Source organism: Rhodocyclus tenuis (assembly GCF_014197755.1).
GTDB classification, from domain to species: Bacteria; Pseudomonadota; Gammaproteobacteria; order Burkholderiales; family Rhodocyclaceae; genus Rhodocyclus; species Rhodocyclus tenuis.
The window spans coordinates 81140-101167 of record NZ_JACIGE010000011.1; the positions used below are offsets into that span (position 1 = coordinate 81140).

Here is a 20028-nt window from a genome sequence, read left to right on the forward strand (position 1 = left end):
GAGACAACATGAAAACCCGTCCCGATTTGCAGCACGGCTTTGCCCGCAACATCATCGCGGCCAGTCTGCTGGCTTCCTGCGTGCCGGCTTTTGCGGCTGGCGTCGTCATTTCCCAGGTCTTTGGCGGCGGCGGCAATAGCGGCGCGCCGCTGAAGAGCGATTTCGTCGAGCTGTTCAACGCCGGCTCGACCGCCGTCAGCCTCGGCGGCTGGTCGGTCCAGTACGCTTCGTCCTCCGGCAGCTGGAACAACCAGACTGTGCTGCCCAACGTCAGCCTGCAGCCGGGACAGTATTTCCTGGTGAAGGAAGCCGACGGCAGCAACACCAGCGCCGCCGCGTTGCCGACGCCCGATGTCAGCGGCACGATCGCGATGTCGGCCAGCGCTGCCAAGGTGGCGCTGGTCAGTTCGACAAAAGCGCTCGCGGCCACCAACCCGAGCGGCGACGCCAGCCTCGTCGATCTGGTCGGTTACGGCGCTGCGAACGGCTATGAAGGCGCGGCGGTCGGCGCCTTGAGCAACAGCAGCGCGGCGCTGCGCAACAACGCGGGCTGTACCGATACCGGCAACAACCTGGCCGATTTTTCGATCGTCACCGGCAGTGCGATCGTCGCGCGCAACAGCGCAACGGCAGTCAATCTCTGTTCCGGACCGACCCCGATCAACCAGCCGATCGTGCCGAGCTGCCCGGCCGGTAGCACGGCGCAAGGGCAGGCCGCCAGCATCGCGCTCTCGGCCAGCGACGCCGACAGCCGCGTCAATGCGGCAAGCCTCGCCGCCGAAACGGCAAGCGGCTTCTCGCTCGGCAATTTCGTTGCCGCCAGCGCCGACGGCGAGGCGGCGACGGTTACGCTCAATGTCGCCGACAACCTCGCTCCCGGCAGCTACGCGGTGACCGTCAACTTCGCCAACGACGAGGCGCAATCGGCCAGCTGCACCGTCGATGTCAGTGTTTCCGGAATCACGCCGATCCACGCCATTCAGGGCAGCGGCGCGACCAGCCCGCTGGTCGGCCAGAAAGTCACTACCGAAGGCGTCGTCACCAGGCTCACCAACGCCGGCTTCTTCATGCAGGGCGAAACGCCCGACGATGATGAAACGACTTCCGAAGGCATCTACGTCTACACCGGCAGCGCGCCGACCGTCGCTGTCGGCCAGCGCCTGCGCGTTGCCGCCACCGTTGTCGAATACGCCGTCGGCACCGGCGGCGATGCCCTTGCCAATCCGCTGACCGAACTGAGCAACCCCGGCATCACCACGCTGGCCAGTGGCATCAGCATTGCACCGCAGACGATCACTTTCCCGGAGGCCGTCGAAGGCGATCTCGAGCATTACGAAGGCATGCTGGTGCGCATCAACGGTCCGCTGACCGTCAGCCAGAACTACTTTGTCGGGCGCTACGGGCAGCTGACGGTATCTGCCGACGGGCGCCTCGAAAAACCGACCAACCGCTATCCGGCGGGCAGCCCGGAAGCGATCGCCCTTGCCGACGAAAACGCGCGCCGCCGCATCCTGCTCGACGACGGCAGCAGCGTGCAGAACCCGAACCCGACGCCTTACTTTGCCGCCGACAATACGGTGCGCGCCGGTGACAGCATCGACGGACTGACCGGCGTCATCGACTACGGTCTGGCCACCAGCGACAGCGCCGGCCTTGCCGACTATCGCCTGCAGCCGACGGTGGCGCCGCTGATCACGCGGACCAACCCGCGCACGGCTGCGCCGGAGGCGGTGGGCGGCAACGTCAGGGTGGCCAGCTTCAACGTCCTCAACTACTTCACGACGCTCGATGCCGCCGGCTCGGCCGGCTGCTATCCGAGCGGTACTCGCAGCGATTGTCGCGGCGCCGACAGCGCGGCCGAGTTTGCGCGGCAGAAAGCCAAGATCGTTGCCGCGATCAAGGCACTCAATGCCGACGTCGTCGGCCTGATGGAAATCGAGAACAACGGTAACGTCGCCGTTCTCGACCTCGTCGCCGCGCTCAACGCGGCCACGGCGGCCGGCACCTACGCCAGTGTTGCCCTGCCCACCGGCGGCACCGGCACCGACGCCATCCGCGTCGCGATGATCTACAAACCGGGCAAGCTCAGTCCGGTCGGCAGTGCCTTCAGCGACACCGATCCGATCCACAACCGGCCGCCGCTGATCCAGACCTTCGCCGCCGCCAACGGCGAGAAGTTCAGCGTTGTCGTCAATCACTTCAAGTCGAAGAGCAGTTGCCCGACGAGCGGCGACGCCAACGCCGATCAGGGCGACGGCCAGGGCTGCTGGAACCTCAGGCGCGAGGAGCAGGCGGCGGCACTGATCAACACGGTCAAGGCATTGCAGACGAAGACCGGCGACAAGGACGTGATCGTCATCGGCGACCTCAATGCCTACGGCAAGGAAGACCCGATCCTCAGCTTCACCGCCAGCGGCTATGTCGATCAGATCGCACGCTTCAAAGAAGCGGGCTATTCCTACGTCTTCGATGGCGAGGCCGGCTACCTTGATCACGCGCTGGCGACGCCCAGCCTGAGCGCGCAGATCAGCGGTGCCGCGCATTGGCGCATCAACGCCGACGAACCCTCGGTGATCGACTACAACCTGGAGTTCAAGCAGCCCGCCTGCACCAGCTGCGGCCCGGACTACTACACGAATTCGGTCTATCGTTCGTCGGACCACGATCCGGTGCTGATCGGCATCAATCTGCTCAGGCAGATCGGTGGCAGCGACGGGCGCGATACGCTCACCGGCACGCCGGGCGACGACGTGCTCAGCGGCGGCGTCGGTGCCGACACGCTGACCGGTGGCGCTGGCGCCGACCAGTTCGTGTTCAACAGCCTGCGCGACGGCGTCGATACGATCACCGACTTCGAGCCGGGTATCGACCGCATCGTGCTCAGCGCGCTGCTGCAGGGTCTGGGCATCAGCAACAGCAACCCGATTGCCGCGGGTTACGTCAGCTGCAAGGCCTCGGCCGCCGGTGCGATGATCAGCATCGACCCCGATGCCACCGGCCCCGCTGCCGGCCGCAATCTGGTGCTGCTCAAGAACCGGGCATGCGAGATCGCCACGCCGGGCAATTTCGTCTTCTGATCGGGCTGCTTGGGAATGGACCGGCATTCTGCCGAATGCCGGTCCATGCGCCGCGCCGCCTCAGCGGGGTTTTCGCTGGCTGGCCAGTCGCTCGTTCATCTCGTCACGTTTGGCGGTGACGAACGCATCGCAGGCGAAAGCGTTCGGTGTCTTCGCCTTGCGCGGCCCGGACCACGAATGAACGGGATAGACATCGCCCTTTTTGGTGACGCCGAGAAGCGCCCTGACCCGGCCGCCCTGTTCTGCGCAGACGAAGACATCCTCCTGTTCAAGACCCTGCGCCGGCACGACGCCAATGATGAAGAGCTGGACAGCACTGCCGCCATCGTCGGGGTATCTGGCGTAGGTCGCCCGGTCGGGCGCGCGGATGGGGAGCTTTTCTTCGAGCTGGCGGGCGAAAGCGCGCGCGTGCTTGCGGTCGTCGTCGTCACCGGTGGCCTTGGCAATCGCCGAAGAGAGCCCGCTGCGCATGTTGATCAGCGCGACATCGTCGCTGATCAGCCCGGCGGCGACGGCCGGGACAGACAGCGTCAGGCTCAGCGCAGCTGCGGCGGCGGCAGAGAGTGTTCGGGCGCTCGACATCGGGAAATCCTCGGAATACGGTAGCGGCAAGAATAGCAATCCTCTCCGGCCTTGGAAACGCAAGTTGCAGGCAAGGTCCAGGCAGGCCAATCCTCACCTTTGCGTCCGCTTGCTCGGTGAACTCCTCCGATTGGTTTCGCAGCATCGTCGGGGCATTGCTGGGCCTAGTTCACCCGCGCAAGCAATCCGCGTTGCCGCGGGTGTGCTCAGCTGACGGCGTAGCGCTCCAGCCAGTGCGCGTAGGGCGCCGGCAGTACCCATGAGGGACGATCGATGCCGAGTTTCTTCGCCGCGTGGTAAGGCCAGTGCGGATTGGCCAGATGCGCGCGGCCGACCATCACCAGATCGAGCTGGCCGTCCCTGACCGTGCGTTCGGCGAGTTCTGGCGTATCGATTCCCCAGGCCGAGGCCACCGGCAGACCGGCTTCGCGGCGGACGCGCTCGGCGATCGGCGCGAGAAAGGCGGGCGCCCAGGGAATGCTCGCCGCGGGCGTCGAGAAGCCGACGCTGACGCTGAGCAGGTCGAGCCCTTCGCGTTTGAAGTTGCGCGCCAGTTCGATCGACTCGGCGAGCGTCTCTTCGTCGCGGCCATCGTATTCGATGACGCCAAAGCGTGCAGTCAGCGGCAGATTTGCCGGCCAGATCTGGCGCACCGCCGCCAACGTTTCGAGCAGAAAGCGGCTGCGGCTCTCGAACGAGCCACCGTAGGCGTCGTCGCGCTGGTTGGCGTGCGGCGAGAAGAAGCTCTGGCCGAGATAGCCGTGCGCGAAGTGCAGTTCCAGCCACTCGAAGCCGGCATCGCGCGCCCGCGCCGCGGCGGCGACGAAATCTCCGCGCACGCGGGCAATGTCGTCGAGCGTCATCGCCTTCGGCTGTTTCGGCAGGTTGGCGCCGAAAGCGATGGCCGAGGGCGAGAGGGTCTGCCAGCCGCGCGCATCGCCGTCGGCGATATGGTCGTCGCCTTCCCACGGGCGGTTGGCGCTGGCCTTGCGTCCGGCGTGAGCGATCTGGATGCCCGCCACGGCGCCCGCCGCCTTGATCGCCGCGGCGACCGGCGCCAGGGCCAGCGCCTGCGCGTCATTCCACAGCCCGGTGCAAGCCGGGGTGATGCGGCCTTCGGGCGATACCGCGGTCGCTTCGACGATCACCAGACCTGCGCCGCCGCGCGCCAGCGCCGCGTAGTGCGCGCGGTGCCAGTCGTTGATGACACCGTCGGTCGCCGAGTACTGGCACATCGGCGGGATGGCGATGCGATTGCGCAGCTGCACATTCTTGAGCTTGAAGGGCGAGAAGAGGGCGGACATCGGGCGGGCTCCTGGCGAAGGGGGGAATCGGGCGTCCTTGCGTGACTTGTCGCCGGTTCAGAGACGCTTGGCGGCGGCTGAGTTCCTTTCCTTTATATGCGCTGGGCGCTCATGCGCAAGTCATGCGGCTTCCGGTCTGGCCGGCGCTTTGACCGGGCTGCGCCGGCTGGCTGCCCAGCCGAGCAGCGAAAGAAACACCAGCCCGCCGCCGATGAGCACGATGCCGCTCAGTTCGCTGAGGCTGAAAGTTTCGCCGAAGATCAGCCGCGAGGAGAGGATGGCCACCACCGGCGTACCGAGTACCGACAGGCTCGCTTCCCAAGCCGGCACGCGGTCGAGGATGTAGATCCACAGCAACCAGCACAGCGCGGTGCTGACGATCGACATGAAGGCGATGATGCCGAGGTAGCCGAGCGTCCACTCGGTCGGACGTTCGGGGACGATCCCGGTCAGCAGCACGAGCGGAATCGCGCCGAGCAGCATCTGCCAGGCGGTGAGATTGAGCAGATCGACCGGCGTCGTCGAGCGCAGGCGCTTGATCAGGATGGTGCCGACGGCCCAGGACAGCGCGCCGAGCAGGCCGAGAATGTCGCTGAACAGGCTGGCGTGCAGGTTCCACGGTTCGATGATCAGCACGAGGCCGATCAGCGTGCTGGCGGCGGCCAGCCACTGCTTGCCGCGCAGGCGTTCGCCGAGGATCGGCCAGGCGAGCAGCAGTGTCCAGATCGGCATGGTGTAGATCAGCACCGCAGTCTTGCCGGGGCCGCCTTCGACCAGCGCCCAGGTCTGGAAGATCATGAACGCCGTCACCTGACTGAGGCCGATGGCCAGCGTCGGCCCCGCTGCCACCAGCCCGAGCGGTCGGCCCAGCAGCTTGAGGATCACGAACAGCGCGAGTGCGCCGCCGACGCAGCGTTCGGCGGCGAAAGCCAGCGGCGGCGCATGCACCAGCCCCTGTTTGGCGACGATCCAGGTGTAGCCCCAGGTGAGCGTGAGAACGAACAGGGCCAGCGCTGGCAACCAGCGGTTTCTTGCGTGCATCGGTATTCCGGAGATAAGGCGAGGGCGGAGTAAAGCGAAAAGCTCGCCGCTGCGCAAGGCTCGTCGGCTTGCGGCAGGCGTTCCTGCTGGGTCCGCTTTTTCGGCCGCACAGCACCGATTGCGCGCGGCGAGCGCCGGTCAGCTTACTGGCAGACTCGCTTCCTAGAATGGGATTTATGTAACAGCACGGTGAGGCGCTTGTCCTCCGGATCGGGCTGTTACACGTTACAGTGGATTGAACCCGGCCGCGATGAGGCGTATTTCAATGACGGTAGTGCCGACAGCGTGCTCATCATTTTGCCCGGAACGTATTCACAGTCCAGCGGCGCCACGGCGTCTGCCTGGAGGTGCCCAAGAATGAAAGTTGCCCTGATAGCCATCGGAATTGTCCTCGCGATTGCCTTGCTCGATTCGCTTCTGGTCACCCGGCAGGACGCCGGCGACCCGCCGGATTTGCTGGCCGAGCACGTGCCGTCGACCAGATTCCCGGTCGTCGGCATGGCGCCGACGCCCAGAAACGACAAGAGCGCCGCGCATTGGCAAAAATAGCCGCGGTGAGGCGCCAGCCTTGAGCGGCACCCGTTACCGCTGTGGCTGCCTGGCACGAGCGCAGCGGAAAACCGGCAGACTCGGCGCAAGCCGTCGCTCTCGACCGCCGACGGGCGCACAAGCCGGCACGGGACTCCCTTGACTTCCCGCCGCCCGCTGTTCTTCCGCATGATCGCCGCGCGGCCGCGGCTGTTCGCCTGCGCCATCCTCGGGCTGGCAACGGCGCTGGCCTTGCCGCCATCGCTGGCGCAGCACGACATCACGCGCCTGATCATCGGTTGGAACGCTGGCGCCTGGCTTTATCTGGCGCTCGCCGGCCACATGATGTTCTGGTCATCGCACGAAAGGATGCGGACGAGAGCGTTGCAGCACGACGACGGCAAGTTCGTCATCCTGGCGCTGGTCGTGCTCTCGGCGCTGATGTGCATCGGCGCCATCGTCGCCGAACTTGCGGTCGTCAAGGATATCCACGGCAGCCTGCGCTACGCCCACGTCGGACTGAGCGTGCTGACGATCCTCTCTTCCTGGGCTTTTACGCAGGTGATGTTTGCGCTGCATTACGCGCATGACTACTACCTCGCCGAGGCGCGGGGAACGCCGGGCGGGCTCGATTTTCCCGGCGGTCACGCGCCGGATTACGGCGATTTCCTCTATTTCTCGTGCGTCATCGGCACTTCCGGGCAGACCGCCGATGTCGGCATCCTCAGCCGGGCAATGCGGCGCACCGGCCTCGTTCATTGTGTTCTCGCGTTTTTCTTCAATACGACGCTGCTCGCCCTGACGATCAATATCGCTTCCGGACTGCTGTAGCGTGTCCGGCGTGCCGCGCTCCTCGGCGCCGCCGCGAAAGCCCTGCAACTACCCAGCGCCATTGCCGGTCTGACTGGCGAAACGACGCGGTCTTGTGGTCCGTCGCCGTGAGCGTTCGGCAGATCGCCGGACGCGTGCCAGGGCGCCAGAAGCGAAAAGGGGCAGAGCGATGCAAGTCGGCATGATCGGTTTGGGGCGGATGGGCGCGAACATGTGCCGGCGCCTGCTGCGCGCGGGACACGAATGTGTGGTCAATGACCATCATCCGGAAAACGTCGAGCGGCTACTTGCCGAGGGCGCCCTCGGTGCCACCTCGCTCGCCGAACTGGTCGCCCGGCTGCAGCGGCCGCGCTGCGTATGGATGATGCTGCCGGCGGCGGCGGTCGAAGCCACGGTCGCCGCGATCAGCCCGCTGCTCGACGCTGACGATGTGCTCATCGACGGCGGCAACTCGCAGCACGGCGACGACATCCGCCGCGCCGCAGCGCTGGCGCCGGCCGGCATCCATTACCTCGACGTCGGCACCAGCGGCGGCGTCTGGGGGCTCGAGCAGGGCTACTGCCTGATGATCGGCGGCGACGCGGCGGCGGTGGCGCGGCTTGACCCGGTCTTTCGCGCGCTGGCGCCGGGAACCGACGCGGCACCGCGCACGCCCGGTCGCAGCACCGCAGGCGGCAGCGCCGAGCTCGGCTATCTACACTGCGGCGCCAGCGGCGCCGGGCATTTCGTTAAGATGATCCACAACGGCATCGAGTACGGCCTGATGGCGGCGTATGCCGAGGGCTTCAACCTGCTGCGCCATGCCAACAGCGGCAGTGTCGCCCGGCAGGCCGACGCCGAGACGGCGCCGCTCGACGATCCGGCGGCCTACCAGTACGACTTCGATCTCGGCGCGATCGCCGAACTGTGGCGGCGCGGCAGCGTCGTCCGCTCGTGGCTGCTCGATCTTTCGGCGCAGGCGCTGGCGCGCGATCCCGATCTTTCGGCTTTCGCCGGCAGGGTGTCGGATTCCGGCGAAGGGCGCTGGGCGCTGAAGGCGGCGATCGATACCTCGGTGCCGGTGCCGGTGCTGAGTGCCGCCTTGTTCGCACGCTTTGCCTCGCGCGGCGAGGACGCCTTCGCCAGTCAGCTGCTCTCCGCGATGCGCAGCGAGTTTGGCGGCCATGGCGAAGCCGCACATCCGTCGGACAAGTCATGAGCACGCCACTGTGCGACGCGCAGGTGCTGTTCGGCGCCACCGGTGATCTGGCGAAGAAGAAGATTTTTCCGGCACTGCAGCAGCTGGTGCGGCGTGGCAATCTCGCCGTGCCGGTGGTCGGCGTGGCGCGCGGCGGCTGGGATCTCGAGCGCTTCCGCGCGCACGTGCGCGCCACGCTGGAACAGAGCGAGGGCTTCGACGAAGCCGCCTGCGCCAGACTGTGCGAGCTGCTGCGTTTCGTCGGCGGCGACTACCGCGAGGCCGATACCTTCGACCGTCTGTGTACGACACTGGGAGACGCGCAGCGGCCGCTCTTCTATCTGGCGATCGCGCCGAGCATGTTTCCCACCGTCGTCAATGGGCTCGGCCAGCTGCGCTGCGCCAAGGGCGGGCGCGTCGTCGTCGAGAAGCCCTTCGGCCGCAACCTGGCCTCGGCGGTCGAGCTGAATCAGACGTTGCACGCGGTGTTCGACGAGTCGGCGATCTTCCGCATCGACCATTACCTCGGCAAGGAGCCGGTGCAGAACCTGCTCTTCTTCCGCTTTGCCAACTCGTTTCTCGAGCCGATCTGGAACCGCAACTACGTCGACAGCGTGCAGATCACGCTCGCCGAAGCAATCGACGTTGCCGGTCGCGGGCTGTTCTACGAGGAGGTCGGCGCCATTCGCGATGTGGTGCAGAACCACCTGCTGCAGGTCGTCGCCAATCTGGCGATGGAGCCGCCGGTCGGCAGCGGCAGCGAATCGTTGCGTGACGAGAAGGTGAAGGTGTTCCGCGCCATCCGTCCGCTGAGCGGCAACAGCCTGGTGCGCGGCCAGTATCGCGGCTACCGCTCCGAGGCGGGCGTGGCGGCGGATTCCTGCGTCGAGACCTTCGCGGCGATGCAGATCCACCTCGATTCCTGGCGCTGGCAGGGCGTTCCCTTCTTCATCCGTACCGGCAAGCAGCTGGCGCTGACGGCGACCGAAGTGGTCGTCAGCCTGCGTCCGCCGCCGTACGAGGTTTTCCCGGAAATGCTGCCGACGCAGGCCAACTACCTGCGTTTCCGCCTCGGTCCGAGCGAAGTCGCCATCGCCATCGGCGCCCGCGTCAAGCGGCGCGGCAGTGAAAACATCGGCGACGACATCGAGCTGCACGTCTTCAACATGCATGATGACGAAATGGACGCCTACGAGCGCCTGATCGGTGACGCGCTGAAGGGTGACGCGACACTTTTCGCGCGCCAGGACGCCGTCGAAGCCGCGTGGCGTATCGTCGATCCGGTGCTCGACCGGAAGACGCTGCTCAGCGAGTACGCGCCCGGTAGCTGGGGGCCGGCCGCGGCCGACGCGATGATCGCCGCTTACGGCGGCTGGCGGAATCCGCAGGCGAGCGCGTGAGCGATCACGCCAGTCGGCTTGCCGCGGCAACGCCGCGCTGCGTCCTGGCGCCGCCATCGCGGGCGGCATTCCTGAAGGTCGAGGTGCATGCCGACGCGCTGGCGCTGGCGCAGGCCGCCGCCGATCACATTGCCGAAAAGGCCGAGCAGGCCATCGCGCAGCGCGGGCAATTCCTGCTCGCCCTGAGCGGCGGGCAGACGCCGCAAGCGATGCTGCGCGCGCTCGCGCAGGCGCCGATCGACTGGCGCCGCGTGCATCTGCTGCAGGTCGACGAGCGCATCGCGCCCTTGGGCAGTGTCGCGCGCAATCTCACGCAACTCGAAGAAAGCTTGTTGGCGCACGTGCGCATTCCTGCCGCGCAGGTGCATCCGCTGCCGGTCGACGCTGCCGATCCATTGGCAGCGATGGCGGGCTACGAAGCGCTGCTGCGCCAGCTGGCGGGCGAACCGCCGCTGCTCGATCTCGTACAGCTCGGCCTCGGCAGCGACGGGCATACCGCGTCGCTGCTGCCGGGCGATCCGGCGCTTGCTGTCACTGAGCGCGAGCTTGCGTTGAGCACGCGCTATCAGGGCTGGCGGCGGATGACGCTGACTTTGCCGCTGCTCGATCGCGCGCGGCAGGTGCTCTGGCTGGTCAGCGGTGCCGACAAGGCGGCTGTGCTGGCACGCTTCGTCGCCGGCGACGCAGCGCTGCCGGCGTGCCGCGTCAGCCGCGAAAGCGCGCTGCTGCTGTGCGACGCGGCCGCCGCTGCACGCCTGATGCTGTCGCCGCTGCCGGCGACGCCGCTCGCCAGCCTTCTCCGCTGACAGCGCTGCGCCATGGCGGCGTCGTGGCCCTGCCGGAAAAGCTTGCCGGGCGAACCTCTTCTGGCTAGGCTTCGGCCAGCAGAGGCGCATTCTTTTCTGAGCGTCCGCAATCGCCGGAACGACAGTGTCGGCAAGGGGGCGTCGCGCGGGGCCGTGCGCGACGGTGATCGGTGTGGGAGACGCTTGGGCGGGGCGCTTTGAACAAGGAATCGGAAATGCCTCCCGAGGCGCCGGCGCCGGTCGTTTCGGCCGGCGGCAAAGGCTGGCGCGCGGCGTCGCGCAACGGCCTGTTTTTCTGGCCGGCACTGAGCCTCGTGCTTTCGCTGAGCGTGACCGGTCTGCTCTGGCAGGATGCGCGCGAATCGGCGGACAAGGATTTGCAGCTCGATTTCGACGCGCAGGCGACGGCCATGGTCGCGCGCTTGCACGCCGAGTTGGCGACCCGCGAGCTTCTGTTACGCGGCTTTGCCGGCCTGTTCAAGGCCTCGGACCATGTGTCCCGCGAGGACTTCCGCCACTATTACGAGATATTGCCGGCCGACTTGCGCGAAGGCAGCGCCACCTCGGTTGCCTTTCACCAGCAGGTCGCCGCCGCGGATCTGCCGGCGCACGAGGAAAGCATGCGGCGCGCGGGCTTTCCTGACTACCGTGTCTTTCCTCCCGGGGCCCGTGCAACGTACGCGCCGCTGGTCTATATCGAGCCCCTGCATGAGACCAACCGGCGGGTCATCGGCTTTGATCCGCTGACGGTCGAGGTCGAGCGCCTGGCCATTGCCCGCGCCCGTGCCAGTGGCGACCTTGCACTGTCGGCCAGGCTGGTGCTGGCGCAGGACAACGGCACCCGGTCGCCGGGTTTTGTCATGTATGTACCGATCTACAAGAGCGTTTCGGCGCCGCGCAACGAGGCTGAGCGCGAAGCGGCTTTTGTTGGCTGGCTGGACGCGCCGTTTCGCATGTCGACGTTCATGGCGGTCCTGCCGCACGACGCGCTGCGGAACATCGACCTGCAGATTTTCGATGGGCGTTCGACGCGTCCCGAGGCTTTGCTCTATGACGCGAATACGGGCGTTCATCAGGATGCCGAGTTGCCGGGCTTGCGCGTCGAGCGCGAACTGGGTTTCGGTGGGCATTCCTGGACGCTGGTGTTTCGCAGCCAGCCGGGCTTCGGCGGTGCCGCTCCCTATCAGAAAGCGCAGTTCGTCGCTGCCGTCGGCGTGCTGCTCAGCGTCCTCGTCTGTTTGCTCTCCGCGTCGCTGATCAACGGCTACAACCGGCGCATGCGCGCCGAGTATCGCCGGCACAAGGCGGCCGAGCAGGCGGTTCAGGATGCCGAGCGGCAGCGCGCTGAAGCAGCGCTGCGCGAAAGCGAGGCGCGCTATCAGTTCCTGTTTCGCCACAATCCGATGCCGATGTGGGTGTTCGACCGGGAAACGCTCGCCTTCCTCGAAGTCAACGACCGGGCGGTCGAGCATTACGGTTACTCGCGCGAGGAGTTTGCGCGCATGCACATCGCCGACATCCGGCCGGCCGAAGAGGTGCCAGCGCTGCTTGAACTTGTTGGCTCAGCTTCGGTGCGCGAGATAAGGCGTGAATGGCGCCACCGCCGGCGCGACGGCTCGCTGATCACGGTGCTGACCAACGTCGAGCCGATGGTCTATGCCGGCCGGCCGGCGATGATCGTGCTCATCCAGGACATCACGGCGCGCAAGGCCGCCGAGGCAGAGGTCAATACACTGGCGTTCTTTGATCCGCTCACCGGCCTGCCCAACCGCCGGTTGCTTATCGACCGGCTGCAGCACGCGCTGGCGACGGTGGCACGGGTGGGCGGCGAAGGGGCGCTGTTGCTGATCGACCTCGATAACTTCAAGACGCTCAACGACACGCTTGGCCACGACATCGGCGATTTGTTGCTGCAGCAGGTGGCACGGCGACTGCAGCACTGCGTCGTCGACGGCGGCACCGTTGCCCGGCTGGGCGGCGACGAGTTCGTGGTCGTCCTCGAAAGCCTCGGCCGCGACGGACTGTCTGCTGCCGCCGAGGCGCGCAAGGCCGGCGAGGCGGTGCTCGCGGCGCTGATCCAGCCTTACCAGCTCGGCGCCTATTCGCACCTGAGCACACCGAGCATCGGCATCGCACTGTTCGACCGGCAGCAGGAAACCGACAGCCTGCTGCGCCAGGCCGATCTGGCGATGTATCAGGCGAAGGCTGCCGGCCGCAACTCGATCCGCTTCTTCGATCCGGCGATGCAGGCGGCAGTGACGACGCGCGCGCAGCTGGAAGCGGACCTGCGCGACGCACTGGCCAAGGACGAATTCCGCATCTTCCTGCAGGCGCAGGTGGCGGCCGACGGTCGCATCATCGGCGCCGAGGCCTTGCTGCGCTGGTTTCACCCGCTGCGTGGCTGCGTCTCGCCGGCCGAATTCATCGCCGTCGCCGAGGATACCGGGATGATTCTCGCCATCGGCGACTGGGTGCTGGAGGCCGCTTGCGCCTGCCTCGCCGCCTGGGCGAAGCAGCCGGCGACCGCTGAGCTGACGCTGTCGGTCAATGTCAGCGCCCGCCAGTTCCGCCAGACCGATTTCGTGCCCAGTGTGCTGGCGGTGCTCGCGCGCTTTGCCGTCGCGCCGACACGTCTCAAGCTCGAGTTGACCGAGAACATGCTGGTTGACGATGTCGAGGACGTCATCGGCAAGATGAGCGCGCTGAAAGCAGAGGGCGTCGCTTTCGCGCTCGACGATTTCGGTACCGGCTATTCGTCGCTGTCGCTGCTCAAGCGCCTGCCGCTCTACCAGCTCAAGATCGATCAGGGCTTCGTGCGCGACATTCTTTGCGACGCCAACGACGCCGCCATCGCCAAGATGGTGATCGCGCTGGCACGCACGATGGGCCTGTCGGTGCTGGCCGAGGGCGTCGAACTCGACGCGCAGCGCGATTTCCTCGCGCACCACGGCTGTGATGCCTATCAGGGCTACCTGTTCGGGTGTCCGCAGCCGGTCGAAGACTTCACTGCCCGGTTTGCTGCCGGCTGAGGGCAGCCCGCGGTCTGATCGCCTCAGCCGCGCTCGAACAGCGCGATCGACTCGACGTGTGAGGTGTTCGGGAACATGTTCACCACACCTGCGCCGCGCAGGCGGTAGCCTTTCTGGTGCACCAGGATCGCCGCGTCGCGCGCCAGCGTCGACGGGTTGCACGAGATGTAGACGATGCGCGCCGGTGCGCTGTCGTTTTCGCCGAGCGCCTTGACCACTTCGAGGGCGCCTTCGCGCGGCGGGTCGATCAGCATCTTGTCGAAATGGCCGAGCGCGGCGAGCGATTCTTCTGTTGCTTCGAACAGGTTGGCGACGGCGAAGCGCGTGTTGGCCGAAAGGCCGTTGTCGGCAGCGTTCTCGCCGGCGCGGCGCACCAGTTCCGGGCTGCCTTCGATACCGACCACCTCGGCACCGCTGCGCGCGATCGGCAGCGTGAAGTTGCCGAGTCCGCAGAACAGGTCGGCAATGCGTTCGCCGGGCTGCGGGTCGAGCAGGCGCAGCGCGCGGCGTACCAGCACGCGGTTGATCGCATGGTTCACCTGCGTGAATTCGGTCGGCGAGAAGAAGTGCTCGATGGCGAACTCGGGCAGCGTGTAGGACAAGGCCGGTGCGTCGAGCGGATAGAAGCGGTAGGCCGTCGCCGGCCCCTTCGGCTGCAGGTAGAAAACGACGCCGTGTGCGTCGGCGAATTCGCGCAGCAAGTCCTCGTCGCCGGGCGTCGGTGCTTCGAGAATGCGCAGCACCAGCACGGTGACGCGTTCGCCGACGGCAAACTCGATCTGCGGCAGGCGTTCGGCGATCGATAGACGATCAATCATCGTGCGCAAGGGAACGATCAGCGCCGACATGTGTGGCGGCAGGTTCGGGCACTGCGTCATCTCGGCGACGTAGCTGCTCTTCTTTTCGTGGAAGCCGACGAGCACGCCGCCTTTCTTGAGCACGCGGCGCACCGACAGGCGGCCGCGGTGGCGGTAGCCCCAGGGGCTGCCGTAGATCGCCGGGAACAGTTGTTCGGCGTCGAGCTTGCCAAGGTGGTGCAGATTGTCCTCGAGCACGCGCTGCTTGGCGGCGACCTGCGCGCCGGCGTCGACGTGCTGCATGCTGCAGCCGCCGCAGACGCCGTAATGCGGGCAGTGCGGCGTGACGCGGCTGACCGAGGGCTTGAGTACGCGCCGCAGGTGCGCCACTTCGTAGCTCGGCTTGCGTCGGTGGCTCTCGAATTCGACCAGCTCGCCGGGCAGCGCGCCTTCGACGAAGATGGTCTTGCCGTCGAGACGGGTGATGCCGCGTGCTTCGTGGTCGAGTGATTCGATGATTCCGGTGGGCATGGTCGTTCCTGCGCGAAAGGGCGGATTGTAGCGAGCAGCGGCGCTTTTTCAAGGCACAGCGCGGCGGCGGCTCAGGAGCGATGTGTTCCGGCACCCGCCACGCACCCTTCACAGCGCCGGATCATGGCGCTATCTTCCGCCTGCCTGTCGTGGAGCGCTTGCCATGTCGATTCCCCTGATCACTGACTGGAGTGCCGGCGACGTTGCCATCGACCAGCTGCTGGCGCTGGCGACGCGCAGCCTGCTGGTGTTCGACCGCGATCTGTCGCGGCTCGCTTTCGAGCGGCCGCAGCGCATGGCCGAGCTTGTGCGCCTGCTGCGCTCGGGCACTCAGGCGAGGGCCGAACTCATCGTTCAGGACGCCGGTCCGCTGCAGCGTACACAGCCGCGCCTGCTGGCACTGCTGTCGCGCGAGTCGCAGCGCCTGTCGATCATCGAGGCGCCGGCGCATCTGACCGGCGTCGCCGAGTCACTGCTGATCGTCGATGGCCGGCACGCGCTGCTGCGTTTCCATCGTGATCAGCCACGCGCGCGGCTGCTTCTCGACGCGCCGCAGGACTGTGCGCGCTGGCTGCAGCGCTTCGCCGAGATACGCGGCGAGGGCGGTACGCCCTTGGGCGCAACGACACTGGGCCTCTGATTCCCGGCTTGTTGCACTGCCGCAAGCGCTGGCCGCTCGTCGCGAAGCGGAGTAACATGTCGCCCTGATCGGCGGTAACGCCGGTCAGGCTGGTCTCTCCACCAGCCGTTTCGATTCACTTTTGCACATATAAAGGATTTCAAAAAATGAAGAACTCCCTCCTGGTTGCCGCTCTGATCGCTGTTGCTGTCTCCGCTTGTGACAAGAAGCCGGAAGCCCCGGCTGCCGCTCCCGAAGCTCCTGCTGCTGTCGCTGCTCCGGCTCCGGCCGCTGCTCCGGCTGAGCAAGCCCCGGCTGCTGCCCCGGCTGACCAAGCCGCTCCGGCTGCTCCGGCTGCTGAACAAGCTCCGGCTGACAAGAAGTAAGAAACTGCAGCACAGCAGACGCTCCGGTTTCGGCCGGACTGTCGCGAAAGCCGGCCTGCGGGCCGGCTTTTTTATCGCCGGCGTTTGCCGGAAGTCGCGTTCTTGCGCTGCGCGCCTGCCGGCTCGGCTACATTAATAGTGCAATAAATCAACATATTGTGTGTTTATCGTAAAAAATCCTTGAGGAGTGGCTCAAGTTTTTGCGCTCGCGGTCGTTGCACAGCCAAGGCGGCGGTTGTGCGTCGCCAACGATGGAGATTCCTGCTGTGAGCCATGACCGTCAATCGCTGCAACTGACCCGCCGCCCGGCATCGTCGCGCCTGCATCGCCGCCATGCGGCGCCGCTGCGCCTGAGCACGACGCCCGTCGCTGCCGGCTGTGCGGTGCCGTGGGCGACGACGCATACCTTGTCGCCGCTGCCGCAATCGATGGTGCGCGAAGCCGGCATGTTCGAGTTGCTGGCGGCAGAGATGCGTATCGCCGAACTCGAACGCCAGCTTGCTGAAACGCAAGCCGTCGCCTGCACTGATCCGCTCACCGGTGCTGCCAACCGGCGCGGCTTGCAGAACGCTTTCGAGCGCGAACTGGCGCGTGTCGTCCGTAGCGGCGAAGCGCTGAGTCTGGTCGTTCTCGACATCGACAATTTCAAGCGCGTGAACGACACGCATGGCCACAGTCGCGGCGATCAGGCACTGGTGCATCTGGTGCGCGTGCTGCGCACCGCCTTGCGTCCGGTCGATCTCGTCGCCCGTCTTGGCGGTGAGGAATTCGCGCTGCTGCTCAGCGGTGCCGGTCGTGACGAAGCGCTGGCGACGATGGCGCGACTGCAGCGCGAGCTCGAGGTGCAACCGCTGCCGGAACTCGGTCTGAAGCTGACCTTCAGCGCCGGTGTCGCCATGCGCCAGAGCGACGAAAGCCTTGAGCAGTTGCTCGGTCGCGCCGATATGGCGGCCTACGCCGCCAAACACGCCGGCAAGAACCGCGTCGTCGGCGCCTGAACTGGTCGCGCTTGTTGTGCCAAGCCCCGCTGACGCGGGGGCTGCCTGAGCGGTGATTCTTCGGCTCGCGCGATGCGCTGACCGCCATCACCGGTATCTCCCGGTACCGGCGGCTGCGTCAGGCAGCAGGCGTGGTAGACTTTCTGCCTCCCAAAACTCCGCCCGGCCCCCATTCCGCCATGCGCTACCTGTCGACCCGTGCCGCTTCGCCGGACGCTTCCGCCAAATCCTTCTGCGACATCCTGCTCGGCGGGCTGGCGCCCGATGGCGGCCTCTACCTGCCCGAGTCCTATCCGCAGATCACGCGCGCCGAGCTCGACGCCTGGCGTGGCCTGTCCTACGCCGATCTGGCTTTCGCCGTGCTGTCGAAGTTCATCGACGACATTCCGCCGGCCGACCTGAAGGCGATCACCGCACGCACCTACACTGCCGAAACCTACGGCTACTGTCGCGACGGCGCCGATGCGCGCGAGATCACGCCGCTGCGCTGGCTCGAGCCGGGGCTGGCGCTGCTCGAACTGTCGAACGGCCCGACGCTGGCGTTCAAGGACATGGCGATGCAGCTGCTCGGCGCGCTGTTCGAATACGTGCTCGACCAGCGCGGCGAAGAGATCAACATCCTCGGCGCCACCTCGGGCGATACCGGCTCGGCGGCCGAATACGCGATGCGCGGCAAGCACGGCGTGCGCGTCTTCATGCTCTCGCCGGCCGGACGCATGAGCGACTTCCAGCGCGCGCAGATGTATTCGCTCGCCGACTCCAACATCTTCAATCTGGCCGTGCGCGGCACCTTCGACGACGCGCAGGACATCGTCAAGGCGGTTTCCGGCGACGCCGCCTTCAAGGCCGGGCATCGTATCGGCGCCGTCAATTCGATCAACTGGGCGCGTGTCGTCGCGCAGATCGTCTATTACTTCAAGGGCTATTTCGCGGCGACGCAGAGCAACGACGAGCAGGTGGCCTTTGCCGTTCCCTCGGGCAATTTCGGCAACATCTGCGCCGGCCACATCGCGCGCATGATGGGCCTGCCGATCGCGCGACTGGTGCTGGCGACCAACGAAAACGACGTGCTCGACGAGTTCTTCCGCAGCGGCAGCTATCGTCCGCGTGCGGCGGCCGAAACGCACGCCACCTCGAGCCCGTCGATGGACATTTCCAAGGCGTCGAACTTCGAGCGCTTCGTCTTCGATCTGGTCGGCCGCGACCCGGCGAAGGTGCGTGGGTTGTGGGCCGAAGTCGACGCCGGTCGCGGTTTCGATCTGGCGCAGACGCCGTACTTCGACCGCCTCGCCGAATTCGGCTTCGTTTCTGGCAGCAGCACGCACGCTGACCGGCTGGCGACGATCCGTACGACTTACGAGAAATATGGCGTGATCGTCGATCCGCACACCGCCGACGGCTTGAAGGTCGCCGCCGGCCTGCGCAGCGCCGGCGTGCCGATGATCGTTCTGGAAACGGCGCAGCCGGCGAAGTTCGAAGCGACGATTCAGGAAGCGCTCGGCCGTCTGCCGCAGCGGCCGCAGGCCTTGCTCGGCATCGAGCAGTTGCCGCAACGCGTCGAAACCCTCGCTGTCGATGTGCAGGCGGTGAAGGACTTCATTGCCGCTCGGCTTGCTGCCTGAACGGCGCCTACCCGGTCCCCGCCGCGCGCGCCCTCGCGGCGCGCGGGAATGCCTCAGAGGTAGATGACGGCGGGGAAGACGGCGACTGCCAGCACCAGCACCAGCCACTCGAGGTTGTGGCGACCGAGAAAGCCGGTGAAGTGAAGCGCGAGGATCGTGATCGCAATCACGTAGAAGAGCGCGAACAACATGCCGATGCCCTCCCTGGGGCAATGTGGTGTGGATACTGGCTGGTCAGGGCAAAATTATAACGAGCCGCGACTGCATTGATGTGACATCGTTGGCGGCGCGCCAGCGTCCTGTCGCCGTCTTTGCCCTGGTCATGGTCTTCAGTCGACGATGCGCATCGACAGGTCGAGTGCGCGCACATCCTTGGTCAGCGAACCGATCGAGATGCGGTCGACGCCGCTGGCGGCAATGGCGGCCACCGTCGCCAGCGAGACATTGCCCGAGGCTTCGAGCACGGCGCGGCCGGCGTTCAGTTCAACTGCCCTGCGCATCGTCTCCGGCGTCATGTTGTCGAGCAGCACCATCGTCGCGCCGGCGGCCAGCGCTTCGCCGAGTTCGTCGAGATTTTCGACCTCCACCTGGATGAACTTGCAGCGCTCGCCGGCGGCCTGCGCCACGGTGCGCGCCGCGGCCAGTGCTGCGGTGATGCCGCCGGCTGCCGCGATGTGGTTTTCCTTGATCAGGATCGCGTCGTGCAGGCCTAGGCGGTGATTGCCGCCGCCGCCGCAGGCAACCGCGTATTTCTGCGCCAGGCGCAGTCCGGGAATCGTCTTGCGTGTATCGACAATCTGCGCGCGTGCGCCGGGAACGGCAGCAACGGCATCGACGAATTCGCGCGTGCGCGTGGCGACACCCGAGAGCAGTTGCAGGAAATTGAGCGCGCTGCGCTCGCCGGTGAGCAGCGCCCGCGCCGGGCCGCTGATTTCGCACAGCGTTTGTCCGGGAACGACGCGATCGCCGTCGGCGGCGGACCAGCGCAGCGTGACGCTCGGGTCGATGCAGGTGAAGCAGCGATCGAACCAGGCACAACCGCAGAGAGTCGCCGCTTCGCGCGAGATGATGCGTGCGTGGCTGATGGTGCCGGTGGCGACCAGTTCGGCGGTCAGGTCGCCGGCGCCGACGTCCTCGCTGAGCGCGGCGGCGACGTTGCTTTCGATTTCGGCCAGAGGGGGCAGGGCAGGCTTCATGGGGGCTCGCGGGAGCCGCGGTGCTGGCCGCGGCCGGGGAATGGAGAAGGGGGAGGGGGCGGGTGGAATGGCGAAAGCTCAGATTTTAGCACCCGCCCCCCGGG

The 20028-nt window shown here is 66.6% G+C and carries 16 protein-coding genes; 10 read left to right on the forward strand and 6 right to left on the reverse strand.

Annotated features, from left to right (window positions below):
- Window positions 1-8: 8 nt before the first annotated feature.
- Complete coding sequence (locus GGD90_RS14155) at window positions 9-3077, forward strand: ExeM/NucH family extracellular endonuclease (RefSeq protein ID WP_153116386.1); 3069 nt, start codon at window positions 9-11, stop codon at window positions 3075-3077.
- Between the two features lie 60 nt (window positions 3078-3137).
- Here the strand turns inward: GGD90_RS14155 and GGD90_RS14160 are convergent, their stop codons facing one another.
- The 3 genes from GGD90_RS14160 to GGD90_RS14170 all read right to left on the reverse strand — a co-directional run bounded on the left by GGD90_RS14160 (window position 3138) and on the right by GGD90_RS14170 (window position 6004).
- Window positions 3138-3659, reverse strand: a complete 522-nt coding sequence (locus GGD90_RS14160; protein WP_153116385.1) for a hypothetical protein — start codon at window positions 3657-3659, stop codon at window positions 3138-3140.
- 206 nt (window positions 3660-3865) lie between these two features.
- Window positions 3866-4963 (reverse strand): NADH:flavin oxidoreductase/NADH oxidase, encoded by a 1098-nt coding sequence (locus GGD90_RS14165; protein WP_153116384.1) that lies wholly within the window; start codon window positions 4961-4963, stop codon window positions 3866-3868.
- A gap of 120 nt (window positions 4964-5083) precedes the next feature.
- Complete coding sequence (locus GGD90_RS14170; RefSeq protein WP_153116383.1) at window positions 5084-6004, reverse strand: DMT family transporter; 921 nt, start codon at window positions 6002-6004, stop codon at window positions 5084-5086.
- Between the two features lie 357 nt (window positions 6005-6361).
- Here GGD90_RS14170 and GGD90_RS14175 point away from each other — a divergent pair, with 357 nt between their 5' ends.
- From GGD90_RS14175 to GGD90_RS14200, 6 genes are all read left to right on the forward strand, one after another.
- Entirely contained in the window at window positions 6362-6553 is a 192-nt protein-coding gene (locus GGD90_RS14175) for a hypothetical protein (RefSeq protein WP_153116382.1), read from the forward strand.
- Between the two features lie 138 nt (window positions 6554-6691).
- Complete coding sequence (locus GGD90_RS14180; protein WP_228273698.1) at window positions 6692-7363, forward strand: DUF1345 domain-containing protein; 672 nt, start codon at window positions 6692-6694, stop codon at window positions 7361-7363.
- A gap of 181 nt (window positions 7364-7544) precedes the next feature.
- Window positions 7545-8561 carry a phosphogluconate dehydrogenase (NAD(+)-dependent, decarboxylating) gene (gene gnd / locus GGD90_RS14185; protein WP_233448589.1) on the forward strand — a complete coding sequence of 339 codons (1017 nt, stop codon included), beginning with the start codon at window positions 7545-7547 and terminating at the stop codon, window positions 8559-8561.
- Window positions 8558-9940 carry a glucose-6-phosphate dehydrogenase gene (gene zwf, locus GGD90_RS14190; protein WP_153116380.1) on the forward strand — a complete coding sequence of 461 codons (1383 nt, stop codon included), beginning with the start codon at window positions 8558-8560 and terminating at the stop codon, window positions 9938-9940. Before gnd ends, zwf begins: the two co-directional genes overlap by 4 nt.
- Window positions 9937-10746, forward strand: a complete 810-nt coding sequence (gene pgl / locus GGD90_RS14195; protein WP_221227785.1) for a 6-phosphogluconolactonase — start codon at window positions 9937-9939, stop codon at window positions 10744-10746. Before zwf ends, pgl begins: the two co-directional genes overlap by 4 nt.
- 215 nt (window positions 10747-10961) lie before the next feature.
- Window positions 10962-13775: a bifunctional diguanylate cyclase/phosphodiesterase gene (locus tag GGD90_RS14200; protein ID WP_153116379.1), complete on the forward strand. Its 2814-nt coding sequence runs from the start codon at window positions 10962-10964 to the stop codon at window positions 13773-13775.
- A gap of 23 nt (window positions 13776-13798) precedes the next feature.
- On the opposite strand, the gene rlmD is transcribed toward GGD90_RS14200, so the two are convergent.
- Window positions 13799-15103, reverse strand: a complete 1305-nt coding sequence (gene rlmD, locus GGD90_RS14205; protein ID WP_153116378.1) for a 23S rRNA (uracil(1939)-C(5))-methyltransferase RlmD — start codon at window positions 15101-15103, stop codon at window positions 13799-13801.
- A 163-nt stretch (window positions 15104-15266) separates the two neighbouring features.
- On the opposite strand from rlmD, the gene GGD90_RS14210 reads away from it, so the two are divergent.
- The 3 genes from GGD90_RS14210 (at window position 15267) to thrC (ending at window position 18728) form a co-directional block, all read left to right on the forward strand.
- On the forward strand, window positions 15267-15743 hold the full coding sequence (locus GGD90_RS14210) for a DUF7931 domain-containing protein (RefSeq protein ID WP_153116377.1): 477 nt from the start codon (window positions 15267-15269) through the stop codon (window positions 15741-15743).
- A 631-nt stretch (window positions 15744-16374) separates the two neighbouring features.
- Window positions 16375-17106, forward strand: a complete 732-nt coding sequence (locus tag GGD90_RS14215) for a GGDEF domain-containing protein (protein ID WP_184415202.1) — start codon at window positions 16375-16377, stop codon at window positions 17104-17106.
- A gap of 179 nt (window positions 17107-17285) precedes the next feature.
- Window positions 17286-18728, forward strand: coding sequence for a threonine synthase (gene thrC, locus GGD90_RS14220; RefSeq protein WP_153116375.1), 1443 nt, complete (start codon window positions 17286-17288; stop codon window positions 18726-18728).
- A 53-nt stretch (window positions 18729-18781) separates the two neighbouring features.
- On the opposite strand, the gene GGD90_RS14225 is transcribed toward thrC, so the two are convergent.
- Entirely contained in the window at window positions 18782-18919 is a 138-nt protein-coding gene (locus GGD90_RS14225; RefSeq protein WP_184415204.1) for a hypothetical protein, read from the reverse strand.
- Between the two features lie 138 nt (window positions 18920-19057).
- Complete coding sequence (nadC, locus tag GGD90_RS14230; RefSeq protein ID WP_153116374.1) at window positions 19058-19924, reverse strand: carboxylating nicotinate-nucleotide diphosphorylase; 867 nt, start codon at window positions 19922-19924, stop codon at window positions 19058-19060.
- Window positions 19925-20028: the final 104 nt, after the last annotated feature.

Coding starts and splice junctions, on each gene's coding strand:
- zwf (WP_153116380.1), top strand. CDS start 8,558: ATGAGCACGCCACTGTGCGACGCGCAGGTGCTGTTCGGCGCCACCGGT.
- GGD90_RS14200 (WP_153116379.1), top strand. CDS start 10,962: ATGCCTCCCGAGGCGCCGGCGCCGGTCGTTTCGGCCGGCGGCAAAGGC.
- gnd (WP_233448589.1), top strand. CDS start 7,545: ATGATCGGTTTGGGGCGGATGGGCGCGAACATGTGCCGGCGCCTGCTG.
- nadC (WP_153116374.1), bottom strand. CDS start 19,924: ATGAAGCCTGCCCTGCCCCCTCTGGCCGAAATCGAAAGCAACGTCGCC.
- GGD90_RS14155 (WP_153116386.1), top strand. CDS start 9: ATGAAAACCCGTCCCGATTTGCAGCACGGCTTTGCCCGCAACATCATC.
- GGD90_RS14160 (WP_153116385.1), bottom strand. CDS start 3,659: ATGTCGAGCGCCCGAACACTCTCTGCCGCCGCCGCAGCTGCGCTGAGC.
- GGD90_RS14225 (WP_184415204.1), bottom strand. CDS start 18,919: ATGTTGTTCGCGCTCTTCTACGTGATTGCGATCACGATCCTCGCGCTT.
- GGD90_RS14170 (WP_153116383.1), bottom strand. CDS start 6,004: ATGCACGCAAGAAACCGCTGGTTGCCAGCGCTGGCCCTGTTCGTTCTC.
- thrC (WP_153116375.1), top strand. CDS start 17,286: ATGCGCTACCTGTCGACCCGTGCCGCTTCGCCGGACGCTTCCGCCAAA.
- GGD90_RS14210 (WP_153116377.1), top strand. CDS start 15,267: ATGTCGATTCCCCTGATCACTGACTGGAGTGCCGGCGACGTTGCCATC.
- GGD90_RS14165 (WP_153116384.1), bottom strand. CDS start 4,963: ATGTCCGCCCTCTTCTCGCCCTTCAAGCTCAAGAATGTGCAGCTGCGC.
- rlmD (WP_153116378.1), bottom strand. CDS start 15,103: ATGCCCACCGGAATCATCGAATCACTCGACCACGAAGCACGCGGCATC.
- GGD90_RS14175 (WP_153116382.1), top strand. CDS start 6,362: ATGAAAGTTGCCCTGATAGCCATCGGAATTGTCCTCGCGATTGCCTTG.